Raw genomic sequence first — 18,760 nt, 5'->3', positions numbered from 1 at the left:
TGACATCAGGGTTTCAGGATCATCACATCCGCATGGCGGCAGGAGATGGAGACATTCGCGCCAGGTTCATGCATGACCTGCGGATTCATCTCCACCACCTCTTGCCGTCCCACGGCCGTGCCGATCAGGTATTGGATGCGCTGGCCCAGATAGGTCCGGTCGATCACCGTGCCTGCGAGCACGTTTTCCCCTTCCGCCTGCTTCAGCCGCCAGGCTTCCGGACGGATGGAAATGCTCACCCTGTCACCCGTGGCGGGACTCCATGAGGCATCTCCCATCCTGCCGATCAAGGCCCCGCCATCCGTCTTCGCGATGCAGTGGCCGGCCCGCTGTTCCACCACCACTCCGTCGATGATATTCGTCTCACCGATGAAACCCGCGACATGGGCCGTATGGGGTGAGCGGTAGATCTCTTCCGGCGTGCCAATCTGGCAGATCCTCCCGTGGTCCAGCACCGCCATCCGGTCCGCCATCGCCAGTGCCTCTTCCTGATCGTGTGTGACATAGATCCCGGTCAGGCCATTCTCTTTCACGATCCTGCGGATCTCGCGCCGCATCTCGATCCGGAGCTGGGCATCCAGATTCGATAATGGCTCATCAAGCAACAGGCATTTGGGTTTCACCACCAACGCACGGGCGAGGGACACCCGCTGCTGCTGCCCACCAGACATCTGGTCGATGGAACGCCCGCCAAAGCCCGGCAGCTTCACCATTTCCAGTGCTTCCTCCACCCGCCGTTTGATCTCCGCCTTCGGCACCTTCCTCTCCTCCAGCCCGAAGGCGATGTTCTGGGCCACGGTGAGATGCGGCCACAATGCGTAGGATTGGAAAACGAGGGCCGCCTCCCGCTTGTGTGGTGGCATCGTCGTGACCTCCCGGTCGCCGAAGAAGATCCTTCCGCTGGTGGGTGTTTCCAGACCGGCGATGCAGCGGAGAAGGGTGGTCTTCCCACAACCGGAGGCTCCCAGAAGGAAAAACAGCTCGCCCGGCCGGACCGTGAGGCTGACGCCATCAAGGGCCTGCACCTTTCCGAAGGTTTTTACGATGGATTCAGCGCGGATGGAGTCCATGGATACAAGGGTGGGACCATGCTTCCGCAGAAGCGTTGGTAAGCAAGCCGTAACGGTGCCAAATCAGGATCGGAATTTTTTCGGAAATAACCCAAAGATTCTCTTGCAAAGGCTCCGGCAGGCACTTACCAAGTGCCCGCCCACCCAACCGGAAACGCTCGGATGGCGGAATTGGTAGACGCGCTAGACTAAGGATCTAGTAGGGAAACCTGTGGAGGTTCGAGTCCTCTTTCGAGCACTTTTCGTTGGGAATAAAGGAATTAGGAGGCTTTTAAAGCCTCCTTTTTTCTTGCTCTGAAGAAGGCTTTTTTAGGTCCGCTGCCAGTTTGCTGCCAGTTTTGAACCTCACCTCCGCGTCGACAGGCTTTCGCTGGCAGCCGATTTCATCCGTGCTCACGGGGCGCGTTCTTTCCCGGATTGGAAATCGGAGATTCACCGTAGGAGGGCGTTCAGGTCCGACCGCCGGAAGCGATACACCCCCCCGGGTGTCCGCTTGGGTTTTAGCCTTCCGCTTTTCACCCAACGATGGAGGGTGGCAATGGAGATCCCGAGATGGTGGCACGCATCGTAGGAATTGATCCACGGTTCCTCTGGATTTTCCGCCGACGTATTCAGGTGGCCCTTTGGCGAAGCGTCTGGTGATTGCATGTGATCAGCCTTTCACATCGCAGCCAGCCACGTGTTCCAGTTTGGGTGCAAACCCGTCTTCCAAATGAATGGAAGTATTTTCCCCATCCACGCGGTTCTTATCCTGAGGTAAGCGCTTCCAGCCAGACCGCTTCAGTAGCCGCACGGAATAGGGCGGGGTGCTGACAGTCGATTCCACTGTGGTCGGCATTCGTTACATCGGCTTGAATGGGTGATCCGATTTCGTGCGTTGCGAGGCATTCTTCTTTCAGTGTACGCGACCCCATGGGTGGCACGTTTCCTCGCTTACTTTCGAGGAGAAATATCCAACTTTGCGAACTCACCGTTCGCTTTCAGTAGCCGGTTGAGTTTCCCTCGTGGTTATTCGATTTTCCAACTACAGATTAATTGAGCCGGAGAACTTCTTGAGAGAAAGAGAGCCGCTCTGGCACTAGAATACGGCGTTCGATGGCATCCGAGATCAGGGAAGCGGAATCGAAAAATACCAGACTAGGAGCTCCAGCCATCCCCACACGGTCAATCACTCCAGTGCTTCCCAGCGCCTTGAACCAAGAGCGGACGAACCACCCAGATAGCGTTGGATCGATCTTGATTGGATTTCCGAGGACGTAACACCCGGGCGACGATGCTCGTTTTACGAAACCAAAATCCGTAATTAGCCCCAATGCGTAGCGACCGGATCGGCGCACGGTTTCCCTCTCTCCATACGTCTCGGACAATTTTCTTAGAATTTGCTCCAACTTCACTTCCGGTTGCACACGGATCATCCTGCCGACAGTGGCGGCGACGTCGTTGAGAAAAGGATAGGTCGCGATAACCATGCCCCAAGATAGAATAATCGCCGTTTCACTTGTGGGGCTGGATCGGAAAATCGCGATTGCTTCTGACCTCATCGCTTCGTCTTCGCCGGAATCTGCCCAAACGTGTCGCAGGTAGCGCATTGACTTGGCGATGCTGTCCTTGCCTGAAATATCGACTTTGATCAGTTCTTCCATCCTCTCGACCCATACCGGGCCGTCCAAACCATCGGAACGCAAGCGCAGGCCCTCTTCGAGCCAAGATGCTCGAAGCCGTCGATTGAAAGCTATGGGGCGGGCGGATGGCAGGCTCATGAGGTTTTCGTGCGTGAGATTTCAATGAACGGTATGACCATTTCATCTAAGCTTGTGCCACCGTGGCAAACGATGGTCTGGCCGACAGGAACGAAAGCACCGCGCCCGGTGTGAAGCAATGGCAAGTAATCAGGTGGCAGCATGTTGGTGTGAATCGCTTGCGTCCTGCCAACGAGCTGGGCGGCGGAATGTGAAAATATCGTCGCATCTCTGTAGATTCTCACTCGTTGCCCGGAACGATCCACCAGCACGCCCTGAGACAGTGATCCCTCGCCGCGTGCCTCAAGATTTCCGTGATCGGATGTCAGATGGAGTTCGTAGCCGGAATCGAGTATCGTTTGGATGGTTTTGATCAAGAACTGCTGGCGGCTCCAGATTTTGAGTTGTTCGGTGATTCCCCTCCAGCCAATAGTTGCGCCATGGACGATGTCGTCAGGCATCCTCACGGTGATTGCAACCGCCACGGCTCCGCTTTCGATTACATCCACCGCAGCCGCCAAATCGGAGTCGCTACCCTCAATATTCAAATGCGCTGAGCGCATCGGCCGGCTACATGCGCCGTCCCAGAAAGTCTTCCAACGCTTTGCGTCGAGATCTGTCCTGTCGATGGTCGATTGAAAAAACACGGGCAGCTCCCCAGCGTGAAGAGTCTGCCGCCCGACGTTCGTGACGCTGGGAATCATTGTGAAACAGGCGTCGTCCGAAAAACAGAGATCCGGTACCGTGAGTTCGATCTCACGGCGAAGGATTTTCCATTGAGCCAACGATAAGCCGTCGAGAATAAGCAAGGCAACTTTCTTGCCCGCTTTGACACGACGAGCAAGGAACTGGGCGACATGATGCGCCAGCACAGGTCGCGATGGGGGAAGATTGCAAAGGCTCTCAAGTCTGGAATGGATAAACTCGCTGAATCGACCGTCCACAGGTTCCCAAAACTCATTCCAAAATGCTGATGCTTCTTCAACAGTGTTGTCTCTGGAGAAGGTTGAGGCAATGTGCGTCGAATAGCGCATCGCAAAGCGGAGCCAATCCTGATAACCGGCATCCTGCTGCGGCATCTCCGCGAACAATTTTCTCCGTTGATTCTCCAATTCCGATGTCTCGATTTCCCGCTTCCCGGACGCCACTCCCACCTTGCACCATGCTTGTGGTAGTTTCTCCCCTGTTGCCGGAACAGGTATCATAAATCCTTCGAGGAAAAGGTTATCCATCCAAACGCGAAGCCGCTGATCTTCGAAGGTGAAGTCCGCCGTCGCCAAATCCTCGACATGACTGTCGGGCCGTGGCATGAGCCATCCCTCCCATCGTGATTGCATGAACTGCCAGAACACCCCAGGGTTTCGGATCAAATCGTGCAGGCCGGATGGATTGGCGTATAACGGCCCCGCAGCTTGTTCGAGGCGTGCGGCGAGACTTTCTGGAATCCGTTTCCCTTCAAAGTGAAGGATCACCAGGACTTGAACCAAATCCTGAAAACTGCTGAGGAAAGTTGTTTCAATGCGGTAGGCGATTCGCAGAACCAGGTCCGCAGTATCGCGGTCACCGAGAACGGTGCTGGGAAACTGCGCTTTCTTTTCCCAAAGGTTTGATAGAACCGCCGGTTCGAGTTCCCGCAACACCTTGCGGGAAAGAGTTGGAAAAACATCCCCGAGCGCGATCTCGATGTGTCGGGTGGCAGAGTAGATGTCGGCTGGCAGGCAACGCAGGCCATCGGTTCCGGGATCAACCACGATCACATGACAGCCGGGATCGCCGGATTCCAGCCGCGGGCGAATCTGGTGCTCGTAGCGGAAGCGGAACGCCATCGGGTCATCATAGACAATGACTTCAGCCCCGCGGTGAACCAGCAGGCGATCCACCTCGTCGTTCCGGAACAATCCGTCACCATCAGCCACCGCCCACAAGGGGGAAACCTCGGGGTGGATCTTCGCTATCAGATATTCCTCAAAACTACTCACGTCGGTTCAATGGATAGAATGGTCAAAGGCTCAAGCTCGGGGAGCAGAATCCGCTGGCTTTCGATCTGCGCCATGCGTGCGGTTTCCTCAGCTTCCAGTTGTCGCAGGCGGTAGCCGCGGACTTCCGCCAGCCCGACCTGGCCGAGCATTCGGCGGCGGGCAATGAAGTGATATTGGGCACGGTTTTTTTCGTCTTCCCATCGTTGCCGGTGTTGGCGCTCCATCTCCTGCCAGAGAGATTTTCCCTCCTCGGATGCCGCGCGGTAGCAGTGGTCATGGAAGGCCATGGCATCCGTTCCAGTGATCCATCCGGTTTGTGAGACGTCCAGCGAAGCGAGTCGTTCCCAGACGTGGCGTGCGGTTTGCGCGAAAGTGCGGCCATCCCGGCTGATGAATACGGGAAAAACCTTTGCACGCCGGAAGTCGAACGATGTCATTTTCAATACCCAGAGCGACCAAAAGCCGTCGATGGTTCGCGGTAGTGCGGCAAGATTCATACGGGGTATCGGCTCGCCCTTGCCGTGGATCGGAGCACGACCGAGAAGCCCGCGAATCCGTGGATGATCCAGTGTGAGGAGGATACCGTCAGCCTCCTCGCGAGCACCTGGAAACCTCACCTGCTCGACCTGATCTTCGTCCGGCCAGCGGACCAGCGTTTCGCCTCCGCTTCCTCGCCGGAACTCGCCCCCAGACGATTCGACGTGGAATCGCACGAGCATTTCCAGAAGGTCACCCACCGGCTGACTTGAAATCGCGCCAATCTCAGCGCCGGAGATTTCCCCGTCCGCCTGAAGCACCCGCCCGTGGTGGTGTTCGTCGGATTCCTTCCGCAGGGAATCGGCGATGATGTCGGCTTCTTCGTTCACACGTTCGGGGTGAAGCAGAGCTTCGATAAACAAGCGGTCGAACATGCGATTGCCCTCCACGGAATCGAGGAGGTCGCTGGTTTTATCGACTCCGAACTCTTCCAGAATCGTTTGCAACTTCGCTTCCAGCACTTCCTGAATCCGGAACTCTACCGAGTCTTCCAACAGAAAATTCAGCGCTTTGACGATATGCTTCTGGCCGATGCGGTCGAGCCTGCCGATCCGTTGTTCCAACGCCATCGGTCGCCAACCGAGATCGAAGTTGATGATGACGTGGCAGAACTGGAGGTTGAGTCCTTCGCCACCGGCATCGGTGGAAATCATGATGCGCACATCTTCCAAGAAACGCTTCTGCACCGTCTTCCGCTCTTCCAATCCCATACTGCCATTCAGGCATACCACGGACATCCCCCGCGCTTGGAGGAATTCTGCCAACATCGACTGGGAGGGAACGAACTCGGTGAAGATGAGCACTTTGAGTTGCGGGTCCTGCTCCTCTTCCTGCAGTCGATAGATCCATTCCAACAGAGTCCGGGCTTTCGCATCCGGGCCATTGGCTTCCACCTTGCGCGCCGCGTCGAGCAGGAGCCGCACCTCATCCTTTTCATTGTCCATCGCCTTCATGCGCTGGCGCAAGACCGTGTCGAGCTGCTCCTGACCGTCCATTTCATTCCACTCGGCCACCTCCGGGAAAAACTCCATCTGTTCGGTCGGTTCATTCAGGACCGCAAGCCTGCGCTCCAAGGTCGCAGCAATGGCGCGGGTCGAGCTGCTAACCAAACGCTGCATCAGCACCATCAGGAAGCCGATGTAGGTCTTCTTTTCTAGCATCGCCTGGTTGTAGCCTTGGCGCACGTATTCCGTGACTGCGTCGTAAAGTTCCCGCTGCGCTTCATGGCCATCCCATGACACGCCAACCAGTTTCGTGATGCGGGGTTTGAACAAGGCGCTCCCGTCATGGTTGATGGCTTGCCGTTTCTCCGTGCGGACGATGAAGGGTGCCACCCGGTCACGACTCACGGATGCAGCGTCCGGGAATGCCTCTGCATCGAGTAATGACATCAGGCGTTGGAACGCATCCGTCTTTCCCTGGTGAGGTGTGGCGGAGAGCAGGAGCAGATAGGGAGCGGCCTCTGCCATCATGCGGGCCATGGCGTGGCGTGCCACAGTGTCGGAACTGCCGGCCACGCGATGGGCTTCGTCGATCACGATCATGTCCCAACCGGCGGATGCCAGTCCGAGGATACGGTCGCGGTTGAAGGCATTGATCCGCTCCTGGTCCCACCCTTTGCGGGTGTCGAGCGGCTTCACTCCATCCATCGAACAAATCACCCGGTCGTGGCTGCGCCACACGTTTTCCTCTTGCGAGATTTGCCGATAGGCGTCGAATTGACCGGGATCGAAGTGGCGAAAATCCTCACCGAAGCGGTCTCTCATTTCCACGATCCATTGAGGAATCAGCCCCTTCGGAGCTACCACCAACACCCGCTTGATCATTCCCCTGAGTTTTAACTCACGAATCGCCAGACCGGCTTCGATGGTTTTTCCAAGGCCCACTTCATCGGCCATCAGGTAACGCACCTTCCCGGGATTCGCTACCACTCGGCGCAAGGCCCGGATCTGGTGAGGCAGCGGAATCACCGCCGCGTCGAGAGGGGAGAGCAGCTTGTCGTCGTTGAGAAGGTCGAGCACGCGTCCGGCCACCGCCGCAAATTTCACCCGTGCTCCGGCATTGTTGTCGGAGCGGGTGGTGGTATCCGCGGTGTCGATCTCCTCCGGTCGGTGAAGCAGCACGGAATTCAGCGAAGGTATCCAAACCCGGTATCGCTGCTGTCCCCAAAGTTCGTCCACCTCAATGATCCGTCCAGGCGCGTGATGCGTCCGGGACCAGATCCAGGAATTTGGAGGCGCATCGCACATTTATGAATTCCGTTTGGCTTGCCGTTCGTGAAGCTTCTTCATGGCACCTACTGCATCCTCAACCATTCGGACATCAAGTTGCTCGCTGGTGAATTGCCGGGACGATTTTTCGGATTTCCACAGCAACTTCCCGGTGTGGTGGAATACGGGAACGAAGTCTTCCTGCACGAAGGTTTCTCTCTTTTTTTGATCCTGTCCCCAAGGGTCGGTATTCCTGTAAATCATCAAGCGCAGCGCCGAACCCTGAATTGAGTTCGTGAATGTTTTGTAGAAACCCAGAACAAACCGAAGCGAATAGGGTCCTGTGAAACCGACTACATGTTGTTCTTCCTTGTCGATTCTGATCCCGAGATGCTTTGAGACCGAAGCGAGTTTTTCAAAACTGCCCCGCAGAGAATTGACCAGATTGGCGGCAGATTCTTCCGCCACACGCAAGCCTTCTTCACTAGCAGCCAGAGCGACCGCTCGCTTGGTTCCTCCCACCTCGTCATCAAGTGCCTTGAAGAGGGAAATGGCATTATCGACGCTCGAAAACGTCGCCATCCTCTCCGCCGCCTGCACGGCGCGTTGAATTTCGGCCACTACTGTATCAACTCCACCCGAAGTTGGGGCACCCAAGCGTCCGGCAAGAATGGGCGAGAATGCCGTCACATCTTCGACGGTAACGTCCTTCCAGATCGGAAGGATCACTTTTCGTTCGTTCGATTCGATCGCGAACAAGCCGTCCAGCTCCGCCTTAGTCCACTTTTTCAGGAAAAAATCCGGACTCAACACCACCACTCCATAATCGCATTCCCGCAGCCCTTGGCTGATTTTTTGCAGCAGGCTGTCACCCAAGGTGAGTTCGTATTTGTCATACCAAACCTCGAAACCAGCGGAGCCAAGGGCCTCGACCAGCGGCTCGACGAAATCGGCTTTGTCCTCGGATGCGTGGCTGATGAAAAGTTTCATGAAGGATATGGCTAGGCGGCACCCTCCTGGGGGAGGGTGGATTCGTGATCGAGGAACAAGTGGGATCTGTGGAAGTCCAGATAAGCGGCAGTTCTCTCCAATGGAGGCTTGCGAAGTCGAAGCCCGTGCAGTCCGAAGATCGCTTTTTCATTCTCAGGCATGCACGGAGAAGTCATCAAGGCGCCGTCGTCGGAAAATGTGATCAGCCCGGAGTCAAAGAGCGCATCGAGATTCGCAATCAGAGGAAGACCGTTGGCAGAATCCAGCCTTTCACTGTGCGAACTCAGTCTCCAGGGTTTGATGTGAGATGCGCGAATTGCGTGTAGCGTTGTGGCACCCGTCACCGCACAACCGCTCTCCCATGTGGAGAGGAGAATGGTTCGAAATTGACCTTGCCCGATCCGCGCATCGACGAGTGCTTGTTTGGTGGTTGGGGTGTGGCCGGACTCACGGTTGATCGCGTCAAGATCGTCCAACAGTTCGCTTTCCCGGGTGACCTTGCCGACCGCCTTGATGAGCCCCAGCACGTAGGAAGTGTTCTGGCTATGGCCATAGTCCCTCACGCTGAGCGATCCGGTGCGATTGAAGATTTCAAGGCTCGTTCTGATCCACTCGAAGGACTCATTGCGCGCCTTTCCGCTTGTGAGTGCAAAGACAAAAGCGTTTCCCTTTTCAGAAACCTTGAATGTCGTAAGGCTGGCCACCGTCGGGAGATTTTCTCCCGGATGTCTGGCGACGTAGTTTCTGAGTTCTTCGAGTGTCATGATTGCATAGATGGAGTAAGGATCATCCCTCCGTCCGCATGACGGCCATATCGTGCATCATCTGGAGTTGTTCGTCTTCTTCGATGACATTGTCCGGCAGGTGGTGGGCGATGGCGAGGATGGTGCCGTAGTCCTTGGCGGCGAAGCATTCCCTGAAGCCAAGACGCACCGCTTCGGAGCGGACTTCCTTGAGCTTCTTGCGACCGGTCTTTTTGGCGGTGACCGGGGTTGAAATCGGCAGGCTTGGCTGGTTCGGATCGCCCGGTTTGGGGCGGGCGATGCCAGCCTGGTCGCAAAGTTCCCAGAATTCCTGGATAAGCCGCTTGTTCCGGATCTTCTCGACGTCCATTGCCTTGCTCGGGTCCGGGACATACCAACGGTCCTTAGCCCGAAACTGGAGCCTGGAATCGTCTTTAGGCAGATTTCGCAAATCCTTGTTTTGGGTCGAGAGGTAGCTGTGGATCTGGCTGGGTACCTGCCCTTTGCCTTCGTATTTCAGGAAGTTCTGTTCCAGAAGCAGGTTGAGTTCGGGACGGGTCTCGAATTTCTTCCAACTCGCGCCAAGTTGCTGCAAGAACGCAGGCTGAATATCCTGATAGCTTGAGGGACGGGACTTGAGATGGTTCCGCAGCCAGTCGATGGCGCTCTTCTCGTCTTCGACAAAGATACTCATCTGGCCGACACCCTGCATCTGGGCACGTTTCTTGTCCCACTCGGCGACTTGCTCGGATAGGAAGAACATGCCTTCTCGCTCGGGAAACTTCTCGGCCAGATCCGCTTGAAACTCGGCTGAACTCAGCGGGACGGGAACACCGTGGCCGATGTAGAACGCCACCATCCTGTCGTGGAGAATGCGAGGATCGCGCTCGGCGATGAACTCAAGTTCTCCGGCACGGGGCTTGACCACCGGGAGGTTGCGAAGGTGTGTGCGCATGAAGTCCCAAATCCCCTCTGGGGTGGTGCCGGTTTTGCTGAAGCGTTCCTCCAAGCCCCCATTGGGTTTGTAGGCGCTGATGACAAGATCTTGTTTGACGGCTGTTGGACTGGTGACGGACCGGAAACTGCGCTGGATCTTGTCCAAAGCCGCCACATTCGCCACGACAAAACCTGCCTGTTGCATCGTCGATTGAATCGCGTTCCATACCGAGGCTTGAGAGTTTGAAAATTCGACCGTGATCCATCGACCCGGTTTCAGCGCCCGAAAATAGGTTTGGAAACTTTGGAGCATGAGTTGCTGATATTCTCCAAGTCCTTTTTTCTTCTTTATATCAATAATAGCCTCTGGATCAGTATCTGTTCGCACCTTATGCCACGACTCGATGACAAGATTTAGGTCAGCATACGGAATATTGGCACCGAATGGAGGATCAGTAAAGACGTAGTCCAATGAATCATCAAGAAGCGGAACGTTGCTAACGGAATCTGTTGTCAACATTGACATTCCCTCCTGCCCCCAATTCATCTCGAACGCTTTCGTCAGACGTGCCAGCTTCCCCCCAAGATTATACCACGGGCTGCATTCAGAATGCTGAGCCGCGATATAGTATACGCCGGAGAGCATACGGTTTACTTGGGAAAAATGGGTTGGGCTATATCGATTCATCCGAGATAACCCCAGTACTGCCTGTTCTGCGAAAAATAAAAGCATCGAACGAATCCGAAAATCTGATTCCTGATGTGCTAACTCCCAGAGTCTGCCCATTGCCATCGCGGGCCGCGAAAGGAAAAATTGGTGAGTATGAGTGAAACCTTTCGGCTCTATCCTCGATCCATGTGTCATTTTGCCGATAGGCCAAGCATTCGACGGGATCGAATCCGGCCATTCCATGCTTTCGATCTTTTTCAATACTTCAAGGTCTTCGGCATCAGGCACTTTTTCGCATTTGGTTTTTCCTACGCGGTATTGAATCAAGCACGGCATGAATTTTACCCGCTTCCAAACAGTTCCCAATTTGGGATCAATGCTGGACTCAAAAACCCGTTCCACCTTGCGCTTCGTCAACGTCAAGGAACAATGGGGGCAAGGAAATTCATCCCTGACGGTTTTGGTGTCCTTGTCCAGTGCCTCTTCCAAGAAATTGATTTCACCGCCACATTCAGGGCAGGTGTAAACCTCGCTCCAGACCGTGTAGTCGATAAACTTCTTCGAGCCGTCGGTGTGGCGGGTCTGATACATCCAGCCGATTTCCTCTTTAAGCTGCTTGAGAATGGTTTCGGCAGCTTGTTGAAAGCGGTGCGCATCAACGGGAAGGTTGTAGTTGCAAGCGATGAAAGTTGCGGCTGGAGACAAATCGTTAATGATTGCCCGTCGCGCTCCCAGTTTCGAAACGGCTTTCCCGCTCTCATCGAAGATCACACCGCTGGCATCCACCCGGTAGCCGAGTTCCTGGACTTCCCTTCGGTCGCCGCATAGTTGGGCCGCCACGCCGGTCATTCCTGTCCCACAGAATCCATCGAACACCATGTCACCCGGCTCCGTGTAATGCAGGATGTATCGCATGATGGCGCGATGCGGCACCTTGGTGTGGTAGGAGTGGGCGTTGTAAATCGGGTGGTTTTTCCCCTCGCTCACATCGGCGGCAAAGGGCTCTCGGTGGTATTTTTCCTTATTGTCGTATGGCCGACCATAGTGATTGATGAAGTCGCCGACCCACGGATTCGGGCAAGCGGTATAGTAGGGTGGATCAGAAAGCGCCAGAATGTCCTCGTCCTCACCGATTGGAAAACCTTCGGCCTGCCGGAACTCCGGATCCTTGAGCTTCTCGGCCAGCAGATTCAGATAATGCTCACGGCGGGCTTCGTCGGAGGCAAACGTCTGCCCGAGGCATTCGACCGGGCCAGATTCCTTGGATTTGAGGTTGAGGCTGGATTGGGTGGACATAATCAAAATGGTTGTGATCTGGTAAGCATCTCGCCGCATTCTGCCAGGCTTCTCACTTTTTTGCGGAGCAGATCGTCGAGACGAATCGCTTGTTCGAACACCTGGCTGAGATCGTATCCGTCGGCCAAGATAAAGGTGGGTTGTTTGCCGCGAGTAATCGCGGCTAATGCGTCAGGGGTAAAACCATTTGCGGAAAGAAAAAGACCACGAGTGAAAACCGACTTGCCTTCAATCTTTCCGCGAAACGCAAGCAACGGGGCTTCGTTCACTGGAGTGGACACCCATTTCGCCTCCAGAAGATAGGTCTCGCTATCCAGCTCAAAAGAGCCATCGATCTGCTCTCCCTGTATCCGGTATGAAGTTCGTGGCTTCAATCCGAACAGGTCGAACAAGCGATTCAACAGGCGTTCGAATGCGAAGCCAGCGGCCTGTCTGTCAGGTAAGGTCGCCAGTCGATAGAACTCGGCGCGCAGGGATGGAAGCTCGGATTGTATGATCCCAATCGGAGTTGGCGCGAAGCTTTGGGTTGTAGATTTTTCCACGGGTATTGGGAAAGGATCTCTTCCCAAAGATGCAAGAAAGGCTGGATCCCAGAGATCGGGGAACTTGAAGCCGATTTCTTTAATGATTCGATTGATGGCAAGTATCTCAGACTCTACGACCTCATTGCTTTTGCTCCTGCGGTACTTGATCCCTTCGGAAACAATCGCCAGAACCAGAGGCTCGAATCGATCCCGCCTGGACTTCAGCGTTTGTTCTAGCAATCGCGCAAGTGTCGGCTCTTTGCTTCCGCCCAGCCACAAATCGCCAACGCCTGTCCGGATCGCGACTGTCTCGAAGGTCACATGGCCCTTCCACGAGCGTCCGCCAGAACCGGGCAGGAAGTTGTAAAACAGCCTTGCCAGATCAGATGCAGCTTTTGCTTCGCGGAGAGTCATGGACATATTGGTTAGATTGTTGTTGAAGGCGGAATGGATTCTGGGTCGAGGAAGAGGTGGGCCTTGGCGGTAAGGCGATATTTTTGAAGGCGGCTTTTTGGTTTGTCGGGGATGGTCATTTCAATCCATTCACCTTCCAGGGCGGGCTGCATGTAGGCGACCCGCATGTGATCATCATCCCGAAGTGCCATAAAGTCCTGTAGTTCGCGCCTGGAATGCGTGCCGCGAAAGGCGCGGATCAAGCGAGCGACTTCCGGGGTGACTTCCGGGGTGACTTCCGGGGTGACTTGCGGGGTGACTTGCGGGGTGACTTGCGGGGTGACTTGCGGGGTGACTTGCGGGGTGACTTGCGGGGTGACTTGCCGGGTGACTTGCCGGGTGATCGTGGGAATCAAGTCCGCGACGGGGTGAGCCTCCCGGAGGTGATCCGGAATCCTGTAAACGGCGTGGCCGGGGTGGGGCTCCACTTTTTGAAGCAGAACTTGGGTTTCCAAGTGGACGAGATCCCGGCTGGTTTCGGCGATACCAGTGCCTGTGACGGCCTGTGCTTCGAGCAAGGTGACGGTTTCGCGGGACCAGCAGTGCAAGAAGATGGTAGCCTGGGAATCGGTGAGCCGTACGCTTAACCGGGTCAGCAATGCCTGCTGCCGCTCGCTGAGACTCTGTTCCTTCGACAGTACCAAGTGGAACGAGTGATCCGCCGGATCATTCTCGATTTCGGGGGCCACCCTGCCCAGGCTGCGTTGGTGGGCGAACATATTCTTGATGCCTGTATTGGCCTGCTCGCCGATGCCGACCCGCGTGAGCATGTTCCGCAGTTTGGTATTCCGCACCGGCTTGTCGCCCGCCCGGAAGAACTCGTCGCCGCAGACGAAAGATGAACCCGGATTCCAGAACTCAAAGGTGTCGGTATATGCGTGAATGGTGGCCTTGCGGCTCTGATCGCCATAGTCTTGGTGGATGAGGAGATTGAGCACCGCCTCACGGAAGGCCAAGTAATCCGGTGGACTGCCAGTCCGCTCCATGGTGGTGGCATCCAGCTCAAATCTTCCCCCGGAGTGGAAGTTTTCCCGGAAATACTCGATGATCCTGCGCCATGAGCGAATCAGGTTCCCTTCGTTGAGCGTCTCGATCCGGTCGTCCCAGCGGGTTTCCGGCAGGCAATCTTCCTTCCGGGTGAGGAAGCGGAAGAAATCGACCTGTTGCCGGGAGAACGCGCGATGGTAGGCCGCTGCGGTCCCAAAGAGCAGGATGGCGGCACGCGTCGGATGAGGCACGCCCCCCTGCGGCACAATCAGACCGAAGTGTTCCAAGAAACCTGTGTCGGTGGCTCCTTCGGTTTCATGGCCCGGATTCTTTTGGGCGAATAGGCCGCGATACCAACGGAGCGAATCGGCATCGAAACAAGTCGCGGGATCGAGGCTATCAATCACTTCGTCCTCGTAGTGGCTGCCGGAAGCGTCCCGCAGGAATGCCTCCAACTCCGCCCGATTGCATTTCTGGGTCGTTCCTCCGCGCCGGACATACGATTCGCCAAGGTCACCGTCAATGTGAACGGGCTTGTCGGTGCGGGAGACTTCAGGAATGTAAAATACCAAGATGTTCTGCCCCTCGGCATCCAGGAGGGTCTCTTGGAACGCGATCCCGCAACTGAACTTGCCCCTTTGCCGCAGTGTCCCGATGAAGCCGTTCTGCACCTCGTCGGCATTCACGATGCCTTGGATCGTGTAGCCGCCACCCGATTCCCGAACGCCAAAGACGATCCAGCCGCCGCGAGTGTTCGAAAAAGCCGAGACGGATCGCCAAATCTTCTGGGGAATCCCACCGGCGGCTTCCTTGAACTCAATGTCGTTCCATTCCAGCCCATTCAGGCGTGCCTTGAGATCGTCGAGGGTCATCGGTTTCAGCTTTCGGGATTGGTGGACTCGGTTTCAAGGACGATGCGCACCTTGTTGCGGTCCTGTCCCTTGGTGAGATCGTCCGTGAATTGGGCGAAGCGTTCCTTCACCTCTTCGACCGTCGCGGGGGCACCACCGGGGAAGATGGCGGCAAAGAGCTTTCCGGGAACCAAGGGGACGCGAGTCAAGCCGCTCAACGCCTGCTGGAGGGCGGTTACCAGTTTTGCTGAAAGCGGATCGGGAAGGGATTTTTCCTCGCGGAATGTGTCCACCAGTTTCCTCTCCGCGGGTTTAAGAAGACCGAGGTGTTCTTCTACCACCGGGTCGTCGAGATCGGTTAGCAACGCGGAGACCCACGTCTGATAGGTCTGATCCAGCCTCTGCGCCAGATTGGCAAGACGCTGTTCGGCGGAGATTTCCGGGGAGCGTTCCATGGCCGGGAAGAAATCGCCGGTCGTGGGATTGGCTTCCAAGTCGGCTGCGGTGATGGTCTCTCCGGTCTTGAGCTGGCCGAACTCTTCCTGGATTTCCAGGAGTTGACTGCGGTTGATGCTGGGGATGCCGGCCAACTGGTTGAGGTGGTTCATCCGGTAGTCGCCGAGAAGTTCCGCCTTCTTCTTGTCCTGTTTGGTGTCGAGCCGCGCCCGTCGATAGAGTTCAAGATAGGCGGCGACATAGGATGTCTTGAGTTCCTTGAGCGACTGGATGGCCTTTTTCCGGAAGGGCTCCGAGTTCCGGTTTGCCGTGGCCATCACGTCGATCCGGAGTTGTTTCTTTGTGTCCTGGCATTTCACCCGCCACGGATGGGAATCGGGGAGAATGGACTCCGCCGATGTTAGATAAGCGGTGTATTCCGAAAGTGTGTCCGCAAAGACCTTCAACTCGGTGACTTCCCTGACGCTCGCGAGAACCGGCTCCAGCGCTTTCACCTCGTCCACGGAATAACGGAAATTCTTGATCTGCCCCGGAGTCTTGTAGGCTTGCAGGCTTTCGAGGAATTCCTTGGCCTGGTCGATGTCCTTCACCAGACGGGTGATTTCGTCGTCGGGCAGAAGGCGTTGGCCCCAAAATGGGATGCCGTGCCCGAACTCCTGTTTCGAAACGACCAGTTTCTCGACACGCTTCACCACTTCCGAATAGAGTTGAGTAACAGGCTCGGGATCATTCTGTGTGACTTGGACAGCCAACCCCGACGGTAGCCCCAGAAGATCAAACAGCGCCTTAATGGCCGGGAGATTCCAGTCCTTTGGTTTCTTGATGTGTTTGAACTCGACCAAATCGTCCAAGGATCGGGTCGCCATTTCTTTGAGATCGGTGGCGGCGAACTCCTTGCCGGGAAGGCAGAACATGATGTCGCCGGAATGCACCAAGGCACCCAAAACCACGACAAGAAGCTCAGGCTCCAGACGGAATTTGCCCGGAGCGGAAAAGTAGGGCACTCCGTAGATGTCCTGCACGAGTTCCGAGCGGTTGAGCACTTGCCCGTGGCCCTTCTGGTTGAGCAGATCGAGAACATACCTGGCGTATGGGCTGACGTATGGGTCGATTTTCTCACCGTTCATCAGTCCGAGACCGTCGAGAACAGCGATCCCCGTCTGGGTGGCATTCGCCGAAAGCCCACGGAGGGCATCCTGGGTGGCGGCGATGGCATTTCCATCCCGCCCGAAGGTGATCAGGCGGGAGAACGTCGGGTAATCGCCGCATACACTGGCGAAATGACCGCTGAGCTGGCGGGATGCCGCAGTGAAAACCTGCTCGGCCGGCGTCATGCCGCCTGCGTTGGCTCCGGCCAATGCTTGGCCAAGACTTTTTTTCTTTCCCTCATGAATCACCTCAAGGGCAGTTAGAAATTTTTCTCTGAGCCACTTGGTCAGGGTCTTGAAGTGAATATTCGCCTTGTCGCCATATGCCTGTTTTTTCTGCCCAGTGGAGGTGTTGGCTAAATCCAACGCTGCGGCGTAGAGTTTGAGCGGTTCCGTGAACGCCACGTCGCGGGAGTCCAATTTGAAGAACACTTCATCGGCCTTCTTCTCGTCGATGTAGTTCGGGGCATCGAACGGCTGTGGGAAAAACAGATAGAAGTCGCGTGGCGGTTGTGCCGTCGAACGCTCGCTTGGCGTTCCGAAAAACAGCCAACCCAGTTTGGAAACTTTCCGTTCCGTCCACTGGATTGAGCGTTCCCAGATGCGGAATCCGCCGTAACTCGAAGGATCGCTGCATCCAAGAATTTCAACCAACGCTTGGTAATAGGCGCGGTCGAGTGAATCCTTCGACAGGGTTTCTGCCTTCTTTTCGACCAAGGCATCGTAGTCGTCGGTTTTCTTGAGATCGAGATAGACCTGCCGGTTGTCGATGTTCTGGGAGACGAACTGACCACTGACCGTCGTCCGAATTTCCTTCAAGGTCACTTCGATCAAGCCGAGAAGATCGTCGGCGGGAGCGCCGCCAAGTTGCGCGGCCATCGGGTGGAAGAGGCACAATTTGTCCCGCAGCTCCTCGGGTGTTAGGCCGAGCGGCAGATGGACGTCATTCGTGGTCAGGCGGTGGACTGATAGGCCTTCGATGATGCGGATCGCCAATGCCTTGTATTGCTTCTTAGGGAAAGCGCTTTTCACCTTATCCTCCAGGACATTCGTGCATTCCATGACCGTCTTCACCTCTGGAATGGCGCGGAAAGCGGGGTTGTCCATCAGGTGTGCCCAAAAGCCGTCAAACGCGAGTATGCCAGGCACGTCTTCGGGAACATCGGATGCGGCCATGGCCGAAATCGTCCTGGAAAGCACCTGGAGCACACCGCGCTTTTCCACGATGGGGACTTTCTGGAAAGTTTCTATGTACTCGGGATGAACCGGGAACAAATCGACGAGATCATCCATGCGCTCGTTCCAGTCGCCATAGAACTTGGCGAAGCCTTCCAGATAGGCGCGAATCTGCTGCTTCTGGGCTGGTGTTTTTCTGAGAAGGCGATTGGCGACGACAAACTTCACGTCGGAGGTGGCGATGTGGACCTGCTCGAAGCGATCCTTAACGCGACCTAGGCTGTCCGCCGCGAATTGGAAGCGTCCGGAATCGAAGATCGCTTCCTGCACCCCGGCCATAAAGCGGAAGCGCAGGCCCTTGCAGACCTCACCGACTTCCCGCAGGAAGCCAAGATCCAAGACGAGAGCCTGCTCCTTGCGACTGCGGAGGTAGTCTAGCAACTCGTCAACGACCAGAAGCAGTCCGAGGTTAGGATATTTTGCGTGAAAGGCGGACATCATGTCCTCCAGCGAGGTTTTGTTTTCGGTAATCACATGCGCTTCGGGAAAGACATACTCGATCCCGAGTGCCGCGAGTCCTTTCGTCAACGAAGTAGTTAGAATCTCCCTCAGCCCCATCGTCGTGGAACCGATTTCCATGCGGATGACCTTGAAACGTCCGGCGAAGACAGCCGCGGCCTTGCGCACGTCGGTATTCTCCAGGCTGTCCAACGCGGAGGCATCTTCCGCCAACGCGGAAACCACCGACATCAAGTGACTTTTACCCGAACCATAGTTACCGACGACCATCACACCCTTGGTATCCGGGTTTCCCTCCAAGGCGAGGTTTGGGAAAAAGACACTCGAAAGCCGTTGTGCCATATCCTTAGAAATGACGTAGGAGCGCACCAGTTCCAGAGCTTTGTCCCGCTTGTCGCTCTCGCGAAGCTGGACGATGGACTCGATGGGATCAAATTGGATGAGGTCGGCGTATCGCATGGGGTGATTGATGAGTG

11 protein-coding genes and 1 tRNA gene are annotated in these 18,760 nt (G+C 55.9%); 1 reads left to right on the top strand and 11 read right to left on the bottom strand.

The window, feature by feature from the left end; all coding sequences use genetic code 11:
- Nucleotides 1–5: 5 nt before the first annotated feature.
- Nucleotides 6–1,070 (bottom strand): ABC transporter ATP-binding protein, encoded by a 1,065-nt coding sequence (locus KF712_16580; protein ID MBX3742604.1) that lies wholly within the window; start codon nucleotides 1,068–1,070, stop codon nucleotides 6–8.
- A 156-nt stretch (nucleotides 1,071–1,226) separates the two neighbouring features.
- On the opposite strand from KF712_16580, the gene KF712_16575 reads away from it, so the two are divergent.
- A tRNA-Leu gene (locus KF712_16575) sits at nucleotides 1,227–1,308 on the top strand.
- A gap of 194 nt (nucleotides 1,309–1,502) precedes the next feature.
- Here the strand turns inward: KF712_16575 and KF712_16570 are convergent.
- The 10 genes from KF712_16570 to KF712_16525 all read right to left on the bottom strand — a co-directional run bounded on the left by KF712_16570 (nucleotide 1,503) and on the right by KF712_16525 (nucleotide 18,743).
- The gene (locus KF712_16570) at nucleotides 1,503–1,718 is read right to left on the bottom strand and encodes a helix-turn-helix domain-containing protein (protein ID MBX3742603.1); all 216 of its coding nucleotides are present in this window, start codon (nucleotides 1,716–1,718) and stop codon (nucleotides 1,503–1,505) included.
- 383 nt (nucleotides 1,719–2,101) lie between these two features.
- Nucleotides 2,102–2,830, bottom strand: coding sequence for a hypothetical protein (locus tag KF712_16565; protein MBX3742602.1), 729 nt, complete (start codon nucleotides 2,828–2,830; stop codon nucleotides 2,102–2,104).
- Nucleotides 2,827–4,788: a BREX-3 system phosphatase PglZ gene (gene pglZ / locus KF712_16560; protein ID MBX3742601.1), complete on the bottom strand. Its 1,962-nt coding sequence runs from the start codon at nucleotides 4,786–4,788 to the stop codon at nucleotides 2,827–2,829. The genes KF712_16565 and pglZ overlap by 4 nt, the downstream gene beginning before the upstream one ends.
- The gene (locus KF712_16555) at nucleotides 4,785–7,448 is read right to left on the bottom strand and encodes a DEAD/DEAH box helicase family protein (protein ID MBX3742600.1); all 2,664 of its coding nucleotides are present in this window, start codon (nucleotides 7,446–7,448) and stop codon (nucleotides 4,785–4,787) included. Before KF712_16555 ends, pglZ begins: the two co-directional genes overlap by 4 nt.
- 126 nt (nucleotides 7,449–7,574) lie before the next feature.
- Complete coding sequence (locus tag KF712_16550; GenBank protein MBX3742599.1) at nucleotides 7,575–8,525, bottom strand: toll/interleukin-1 receptor domain-containing protein; 951 nt, start codon at nucleotides 8,523–8,525, stop codon at nucleotides 7,575–7,577.
- An 11-nt stretch (nucleotides 8,526–8,536) separates the two neighbouring features.
- Nucleotides 8,537–9,289 carry an HNH endonuclease gene (locus tag KF712_16545; protein ID MBX3742598.1) on the bottom strand — a complete coding sequence of 251 codons (753 nt, stop codon included), beginning with the start codon at nucleotides 9,287–9,289 and terminating at the stop codon, nucleotides 8,537–8,539.
- Between the two features lie 22 nt (nucleotides 9,290–9,311).
- Entirely contained in the window at nucleotides 9,312–12,170 is a 2,859-nt protein-coding gene (locus KF712_16540) for a hypothetical protein (GenBank protein ID MBX3742597.1), read from the bottom strand.
- A 2-nt stretch (nucleotides 12,171–12,172) separates the two neighbouring features.
- Nucleotides 12,173–13,108, bottom strand: coding sequence for a restriction endonuclease (locus KF712_16535; protein MBX3742596.1), 936 nt, complete (start codon nucleotides 13,106–13,108; stop codon nucleotides 12,173–12,175).
- A gap of 11 nt (nucleotides 13,109–13,119) precedes the next feature.
- Nucleotides 13,120–15,006: a putative DNA binding domain-containing protein gene (locus tag KF712_16530; GenBank protein MBX3742595.1), complete on the bottom strand. Its 1,887-nt coding sequence runs from the start codon at nucleotides 15,004–15,006 to the stop codon at nucleotides 13,120–13,122.
- 5 nt (nucleotides 15,007–15,011) lie between these two features.
- A complete protein-coding gene (locus KF712_16525) occupies nucleotides 15,012–18,743 on the bottom strand; it encodes a hypothetical protein (protein MBX3742594.1) in 3,732 nt (1,243 codons plus the stop codon).
- Between the last annotated feature and the right edge of the window lie 17 nt (nucleotides 18,744–18,760).

This window comes from Akkermansiaceae bacterium (genome assembly GCA_019634595.1).
Taxonomy (GTDB): Bacteria; Verrucomicrobiota; Verrucomicrobiia; order Verrucomicrobiales; family Akkermansiaceae; genus Luteolibacter.
The sequence above is the reverse complement of the archived record's forward strand: the minus strand, read 5'-3'. Positions and strand labels throughout refer to the sequence as shown.